This window comes from Mesorhizobium sp. M2A.F.Ca.ET.037.01.1.1 (assembly GCF_003998075.1).
In the GTDB taxonomy this organism is placed as follows: Bacteria; Pseudomonadota; Alphaproteobacteria; order Rhizobiales; family Rhizobiaceae; genus Mesorhizobium.
This window is the reverse complement of record NZ_RZSA01000360.1, coordinates 1-5904: the sequence shown is the minus strand read 5'-3', so window position 1 is coordinate 5904 and position 5904 is coordinate 1. Positions and strand designations below refer to the sequence as shown.

At 61.2% G+C, this 5904-nt stretch carries 6 protein-coding genes and 2 pseudogenes; 7 read left to right on the top strand and 1 reads right to left on the bottom strand.

Features of this window, described 5'->3' with window-relative positions; translation table 11 throughout:
* Both EOA27_RS18515 and EOA27_RS18510 read left to right on the top strand, forming a co-directional pair.
* The coding region (locus EOA27_RS18515; RefSeq protein ID WP_127256855.1) for an ATP-grasp domain-containing protein at positions 1 to 779 on the top strand (779 nt) is incomplete at its 5' end.
* 228 nt (positions 780 to 1007) lie between these two features.
* Positions 1008 to 2366 (top strand): aspartate aminotransferase family protein, encoded by a 1359-nt coding sequence (locus EOA27_RS18510; protein WP_245466456.1) that lies wholly within the window; start codon positions 1008 to 1010, stop codon positions 2364 to 2366.
* Positions 2367 to 2483: 117 nt separating this feature from the next.
* Here the strand turns inward: EOA27_RS18510 and EOA27_RS43180 are convergent, their stop codons facing one another.
* Entirely contained in the window at positions 2484 to 2834 is a 351-nt protein-coding gene (locus EOA27_RS43180) for a hypothetical protein (RefSeq protein WP_348526696.1), read from the bottom strand.
* Here EOA27_RS43180 and EOA27_RS43175 point away from each other — a divergent pair.
* From EOA27_RS43175 to EOA27_RS18485, 5 genes and pseudogenes are all read left to right on the top strand, one after another.
* Positions 2755 to 3150 (top strand): thiamine pyrophosphate-dependent enzyme, encoded by a 396-nt coding sequence (locus EOA27_RS43175; RefSeq protein WP_348627502.1) that lies wholly within the window; start codon positions 2755 to 2757, stop codon positions 3148 to 3150. The two genes, EOA27_RS43180 and EOA27_RS43175, sit on opposite strands and share 80 nt — an antisense overlap.
* Positions 3150 to 3935 carry an SDR family NAD(P)-dependent oxidoreductase gene (locus EOA27_RS18500; protein WP_127256853.1) on the top strand — a complete coding sequence of 262 codons (786 nt, stop codon included), beginning with the start codon at positions 3150 to 3152 and terminating at the stop codon, positions 3933 to 3935. The genes EOA27_RS43175 and EOA27_RS18500 overlap by 1 nt, the downstream gene beginning before the upstream one ends.
* A gap of 344 nt (positions 3936 to 4279) precedes the next feature.
* Positions 4280 to 4462: pseudogene (locus tag EOA27_RS43170) on the top strand (transposase); the annotation flags it as partial.
* 47 nt (positions 4463 to 4509) lie between these two features.
* Positions 4510 to 4824, top strand: a complete 315-nt coding sequence (locus tag EOA27_RS42185; RefSeq protein ID WP_348627501.1) for a tyrosine-type recombinase/integrase — start codon at positions 4510 to 4512, stop codon at positions 4822 to 4824.
* A gap of 595 nt (positions 4825 to 5419) precedes the next feature.
* Positions 5420 to 5904: pseudogene (locus EOA27_RS18485) on the top strand (transposase); the annotation flags it as partial.

The window sequence follows — 5904 nt, the reverse complement described above, 5'->3', positions numbered from 1 at the left end:
TGCCGGTGATTCTGAAGCCAGCCATAGGCAGCGGCAGCATCGGTGTGCGATTATGCAGCACCGTCGATGAGTTAGCCGAACATACCACCTACCTATTGGGTGGGAAGCACATTTGGCGATCTTCGCCGAGGATACTTGTTGAAGAATACGCGAATGGTCCGCATTATATCGCTCAGATAATGGGAAATGAGGTCGTTGCGATTGCCGCCGCTGACTACGGCCCCCCACCGCATTTCGTCTTTCATAGCGGCACCCAGCCAGCCTCGCTGACAGATGACGAGCACGAGCGAATCGCCGACGTTTCGCTGAGCTGCTTGCGAATTCTCGGCCTTGGCTGGGGTCCCACGAATGTTGAACTCCGGTGGACGAAGCTTGGCCCTGTCGTCATTGAAGTGAATCCGCGACTTTTGGGCGGGACGGGTTCTCAATTGGTTCGGCTGGCTTATGGAGTCGATCTTATCACCGAACACATCAAGCTTGCCGTCGGCCACGAATGGGATTTGCGCAGAAGGCATTCACACATTGTGGCCGTCCGGGTCCTAATTCCTGACCGTGATGGCATCGTCGATTGGATCCATGGCGGCAGTCAGGCTGCTGCTGTACCGGGTGTCGCAGAGGTGCAATTTTGTGTCGAGCCCAATACCCCTATCGTGAGGAAAGGCGACTATCGAGATCGCATGGGACATGTCATAGCCGCTTCACCCGACCGTGTCCGGACCGAGGCGATAATTCAGCGTGCGGTGAACTTAATCAGTTGGTCGATCTCTCCATTTCCGTGAACAAAGACAATCATCAGCCCCTCAAGTCGCCGCACCAGGGGAAGCTATTGAAGAGGAAACTTGTAGTGCAAAATCAAGTGCGGTCGTCGCAAAGTGAATGATACCTAATTTTGTTTCTGGGAACCTCTAGGCAATTGAACTTATCTGCGGTGGACAATTGTCTTCTGATTTTTTGCGGCGGCTATGTCGCGCGAGTAATTCCCAGGCCACAGCAAGAGGATAGCCGCGGTGTTAGAGCAACCAGCCCTGCCCCCCCCTCCGCTCGTCGGACCCCGTTCTGCCGAGACTTTCGGCCGGGCGCGCAGGGTTTTCCCGGACGGCACCACGCGGATCACTATCGAGCGCGATCCCATTCCCCGCTACATGCATCACGGAGAGAGTGCGTTTCTTGTCGACGTTGATGGCCGTCGTCTCCTAGACCTCAACGGCAACTTCACGACCCTCATCCATGGCCACGCCTTCCCGCCCGTGATCGAGGCCGTGACGCAGCAGCTCAGAAGCGGATGCTGCTTCGCCAACCCGACCGAGATTGAAATCGATCTTGCTGAGCTTCTCTGCGCCCGAATTCCGCATCTTGACCGCATCCGCTTCGTCAATACCGGTACCGAGGCGGTCATGTTTGCGATTAAGGCGGCGCGGGCGTTCACGGGACGTCCCGCCATTGCCAAGATCGAGGGAGCCTATCACGGCGCCTACGACTGGGTCGAGGTCAGCCAGGCTGCAACGCCTCAAACGTGGGGCGATCCCGAACATCCCGCGCCCACTCTTTCTTATCGCGGCATGCCGCCAGCTGTGCTCGATGACGTTGTGATTTTGCGCTTCAACAACGCCGAGGGCGCGCGCCGGCTGATCACGGAACATGCAGGGCGTCTCGCAGCCGTCCTCGTTGATCCCATGCCGAGCCGCAGTGGGCTCATTTCGCCCACGCCGGATTTCGTATCCGCCATCCAAGAGACGGCCCGTCGTCACGGTATCCTTGTTATCAGCGACGAGGTTCTCAACCTCCGACAGGGTTACGAAGGCGCCTCTGCGCTCTATGGGCTCGCCCCCGATCTCTTCGCGCTCGGCAAGATCATTGGCGGCGGGCTCCCCATCGGCGCGATCGGAGGCCGCAGCGAGGTGATGGCAGTCTTCGAGGCCGCATCAGGCGGTCCTGCTCTGCCGCAGGGCGGCACCTTTTCAGCCAATCCGCTCTCGATGGCAGCAGGACTCGCCGCGATGGAAGCCCTCGACCGCGCTGCCTTCGATTACCTCGAGCGGCTGGGGGACAAACTGCGAAACGGGCTCGAACGCATCATCGCGCGGCACGGCGCCCCTTTCAGCGTCACTGGAGCCACTTCCCTCTTTCGCCTTCACCCGCGGCGCAAGCCGCCGCGAGAGTTCCGAGAAAGTTTCCTTACCCTACAGGAGGTGGCCGTGATGACGGAATTAACTCGCTTCTTCGCCACGGAAGGCATCATTCTGCCCAAAGCGGCCGCCGCTTGCCTCTCAACACCGATGGGGGAGGATGAGATCGCCTTCGTCGCAAATGCTTTCGACCGCTTCCTAATTCAGCGCGCGGCGCTCCTCGACACTATCACGGGTTAGATCATGGAAGAAACCGTCGCACAGGCGATCGCGCGTGCGTTGAAGCCCTTGTTTGGCCAGAGCCTGCCGTCTGCCGTCCTCCTCGCCTGCGGTACGATTGGCATCCCGCCAGCTCGCCTACCGGCAGGAGAAGATGGGGGGCGCCATGGCAGACGACTTTGAACGCGTCTTAAGCAGGATTGCAGTGGTTACCACCCAAAACGGGCCGCCCGCGGCCATCCTCGTGCCATCACTTCCGGAGGCTTTCAAGGCGAGCCTGTCGGAACGCGCACCAACCAGAATGGAACAGACAGTTGGCGCCAGATCACGCCTGGCGCGTGCAACATCCATATCGGCGTCGATCCAACCGAGGTCGGTTGCACCTACGAGGCGCTGTGCCTCGTGGTCCATGCTGCGGTCACGATCAACGCTCTTTGTCAAATCCTCCAACACATCGACCTGTGGCGCCGCCGCGCCGATGGTACGCAACTGCGTGTCCGTCGTCGTAATCGTGCTAAAGAATGGCGTGCTCGGCTTCCAAAGGCATGCCGAAGCAATGCCGTTAGGACCCTGTACGAGCGCCTGCCATTTCGCTCCAGTCGACCACGCAGCAATCGCCCGGGCGTGCGGTTGCGGCGCGACCGTCGTCAGGGTACCGGACGACATAGGGCCTGCTCTCGAGGCGCTCGCCTCTGAAAGGCCGTGGCTAGTCAAGGTCGTCGCCGCCCCCAACGCCCATCCTGCTCTTTCCCTTTTCGGCGGCGCGGTTGACCAGAACGTCGTGCGCGACGTGGGTTCCGTTTGATGACGACAGAAAACACCAAATCAATGGGCGTTGCGGTCGTCACCGGCGGGGCAACCGGGATCGGGTTTGCGACCGTCGCGCATCTAATCGACGCTGGCTGGCGCGGCGCTTTCTTCAGCCAGACGAGAGAGCGGGTGGAGGCTGCCGCTGTCGATCTACGCGCCCGTTTTCCAGCTTGGAATATCCACGCCGACACGGTCGACCTCCGTGACGAACGCGGCGTCTGCCGGTTCTTCGCCAATGTCCGCGAGCGGTGGGGAACGGTATCCGCGCTTGTCTGCAATGCTGGCTACTCGCCGAAAGGTCCAAACGATCAGCGTGTCGCTCTCGGCCATATGCCGCTTGCCAAATGGGATGATGTTATCCGGGTGAACCTCACGGGCGCCTTCCTCTGTTGCCGCGAGGTGTTGCCCGGTATGGCGGAAGCCCGGCAAGGCCGTATCGTCCTGATCAGTTCACTCGCGGCGCGTACGCAGCCGAAGATCGCCGGAGCGAGCTACGTTGCCTCGAAGAGCGCGCTTGCAGGGCTCGCCCGGTCGATCATGAGCGAATACGCCGGGCTTGGTATCACGGTGAACACGATCTGCCCTGGCCGTGTCTTAAGCAATATGACGGGACCGCCCGAGAGGCCCGGAAACCGCGCTGCACTCGCGCGGATCCCGATCGGCCGGCTCGGCAGGCCCGAAGACATCAGCCGCGTCATTAAGTTTCTTGTTCGCTCGGATTCCGACTTCATTAACGGCGCCATCATCGATGTCAACGGCGGTGAGTTCGCCCCCTCTTAATCTGTCGGCCGGCGGCACAAACCATTCAGTGACGAAGGACGCGGCGCCGGCCACTCCCGCACATTCTGCGCATGCGCGAACTTACGGACCTGCTGCACTAGGGGCCATGGCGAACGCCTGGAACAGGCTGCCTTCGGACAGGGCCGTGGTCAAGCCAAGCGAGCCCTGGCATCACGCGCACGGCGGCGACTTCTCACATCCGAAGGCCACCATGACAGGATCTCGGCCGCGTCGTTCCAAGGACGCCTCATTGGCGGGAGGTGGTGGCCGATAGCGACAGCGGATGCTCGACAGCAGCGAGGACGTGCTCAGCCGTCAACGCCTCGAGGTTTTGGCTTCAGGCGATGCTTCTGGCCGCGCGTGCGGAGAATGAGAGGCTCCGCCAAATCATCAAGGAGTTGCAGCGCTATCGCTTCGGGCCAAGGGCGGAGGGCCTGCCCGAGGACCAGTTGCTTCTGGGCCTGGATGGCCAGCAGGTAGAGGCGGAGGGCTTCGCCGGCACCGAAGCCGCGGACCCATCAAAGCGGTTTGGCGCATTTGCCGCCGCGTCTTCATGGGATGACCTTCGGCGACAATCGATGCGATCGGCGCAACGACGCCCGTCGACATCCGCGATCGAGCCCTGCTGCTACTCGCCACGACGGGCATTCGCAACGGTGAGCTACGCGCCATTCAGCTGCAGGATATCGACTGGCGTGCTGGCGAGGTATCGGTCCGGCGCACCAAGGGCAAGCGGGATCGGGTGGCGCCGCCGCTCGAGGAGACCGGCGCCGCGCTCGCCGACTACGTCCTGCGCGCTCGACCGAAGGTGGATAGTCCGTATCTGTTCCTGTCCTTCACGCCGCCCGTGGCAGCATTCAAATGCGCGTTTGCGACATGGCGGGGTTGAACTCGGGCGAGTCGCAGGTGCGCATCTCCTGCGCCACAGTCTTGCTACCCAGCTCGTCAAGCAGTGAAGGCCGGTCAACGAGGTCGTCGATCTTCTAGGGCACCGAAGCATCAACACAACGCCATTGTACGTAAAGGTCGCCACCTCGCAGCTTGCCGAGGTCGCACTTGCGAACATTCGACCTGTCATGGCAGCTTACGATGGTGAGTGTGCCCGATCCGATACACGTTTTCCGTGCTCTTTGATTCGCCGAGAGCGATGCGGTCGTGAGCGGCAGCTCTTTTTGCGACAAGATGATCAAAGGCATGACGGCTCCGCAAGCAGCCCAGTCTCACGCCGGGCTTTGCGAAGTCGCAGCCTTCCTTTTTCAGCTCATGTTGACCAGTCCCGAGAGCGGGAAGTGTCGCATCCTTCGCATACTAAATGGTTTGCTACATATGGAGTGGCATGACGATTGTTCTAGAATTCAAATTGAATCGGCCCTTTGTACATAGTCTGCCTTCCTAGAATCAGACAAGTGGGCGGGGCGCTTCATAGACGCTGTAACCGAAACGTGATTCGCTCGGCCGGCGGCGGGCGAATCGAGGGACGGCGAATGTCGGGGCCACGCGAGAAGCGCGAGACGGGAGAGCAGGACCTGTTCCGCTCCAGGCTCGACCAGATCATCAGCATGAAGCACGAGCTGGTGCGGCTGGCGGATGCGATCGACTGCCCGATGCTGGAGGAGCGTTTTGGCGCGGTCTATTCGGACGGCCCCCGCATGCCGCCGCTGCCGACCCGGCTGATGGCGGGGCTGGCGATCCTCAAGCACACCTTCAACCTGTCCGACGAGGTGCTGTGCGAGCGCTGGGTGGAGAACCCCTATTTCCAGTATCTCACCGGGAGACGTTCTTTTGCCATACGCTGCCGTTCGACCGCTCGTTGATGACGCGTTGGCGCAGCCGCATGGGCGAGGAGCGGATCGTGGCGCTGTTGCAGGCGAGACTCAGCCTTGCGGTCAAGACCGGGGCGATGAAGCCGGCCGACACGCGCCAGGTGATCCCCGGATCAGTCCGAGGACCGACACCACCGTGCAGCCGA

What these genes read in the sequence shown, in the direction of transcription:
- EOA27_RS43175 (WP_348627502.1), top strand. Translation starts at nt 2,755, where the DNA reads ATGCTGCGGTCACGATCAACGCTCTTTGTCAAATCCTCCAACACATCG.
- EOA27_RS18500 (WP_127256853.1), top strand. Translation starts at nt 3,150, where the DNA reads ATGACGACAGAAAACACCAAATCAATGGGCGTTGCGGTCGTCACCGGC.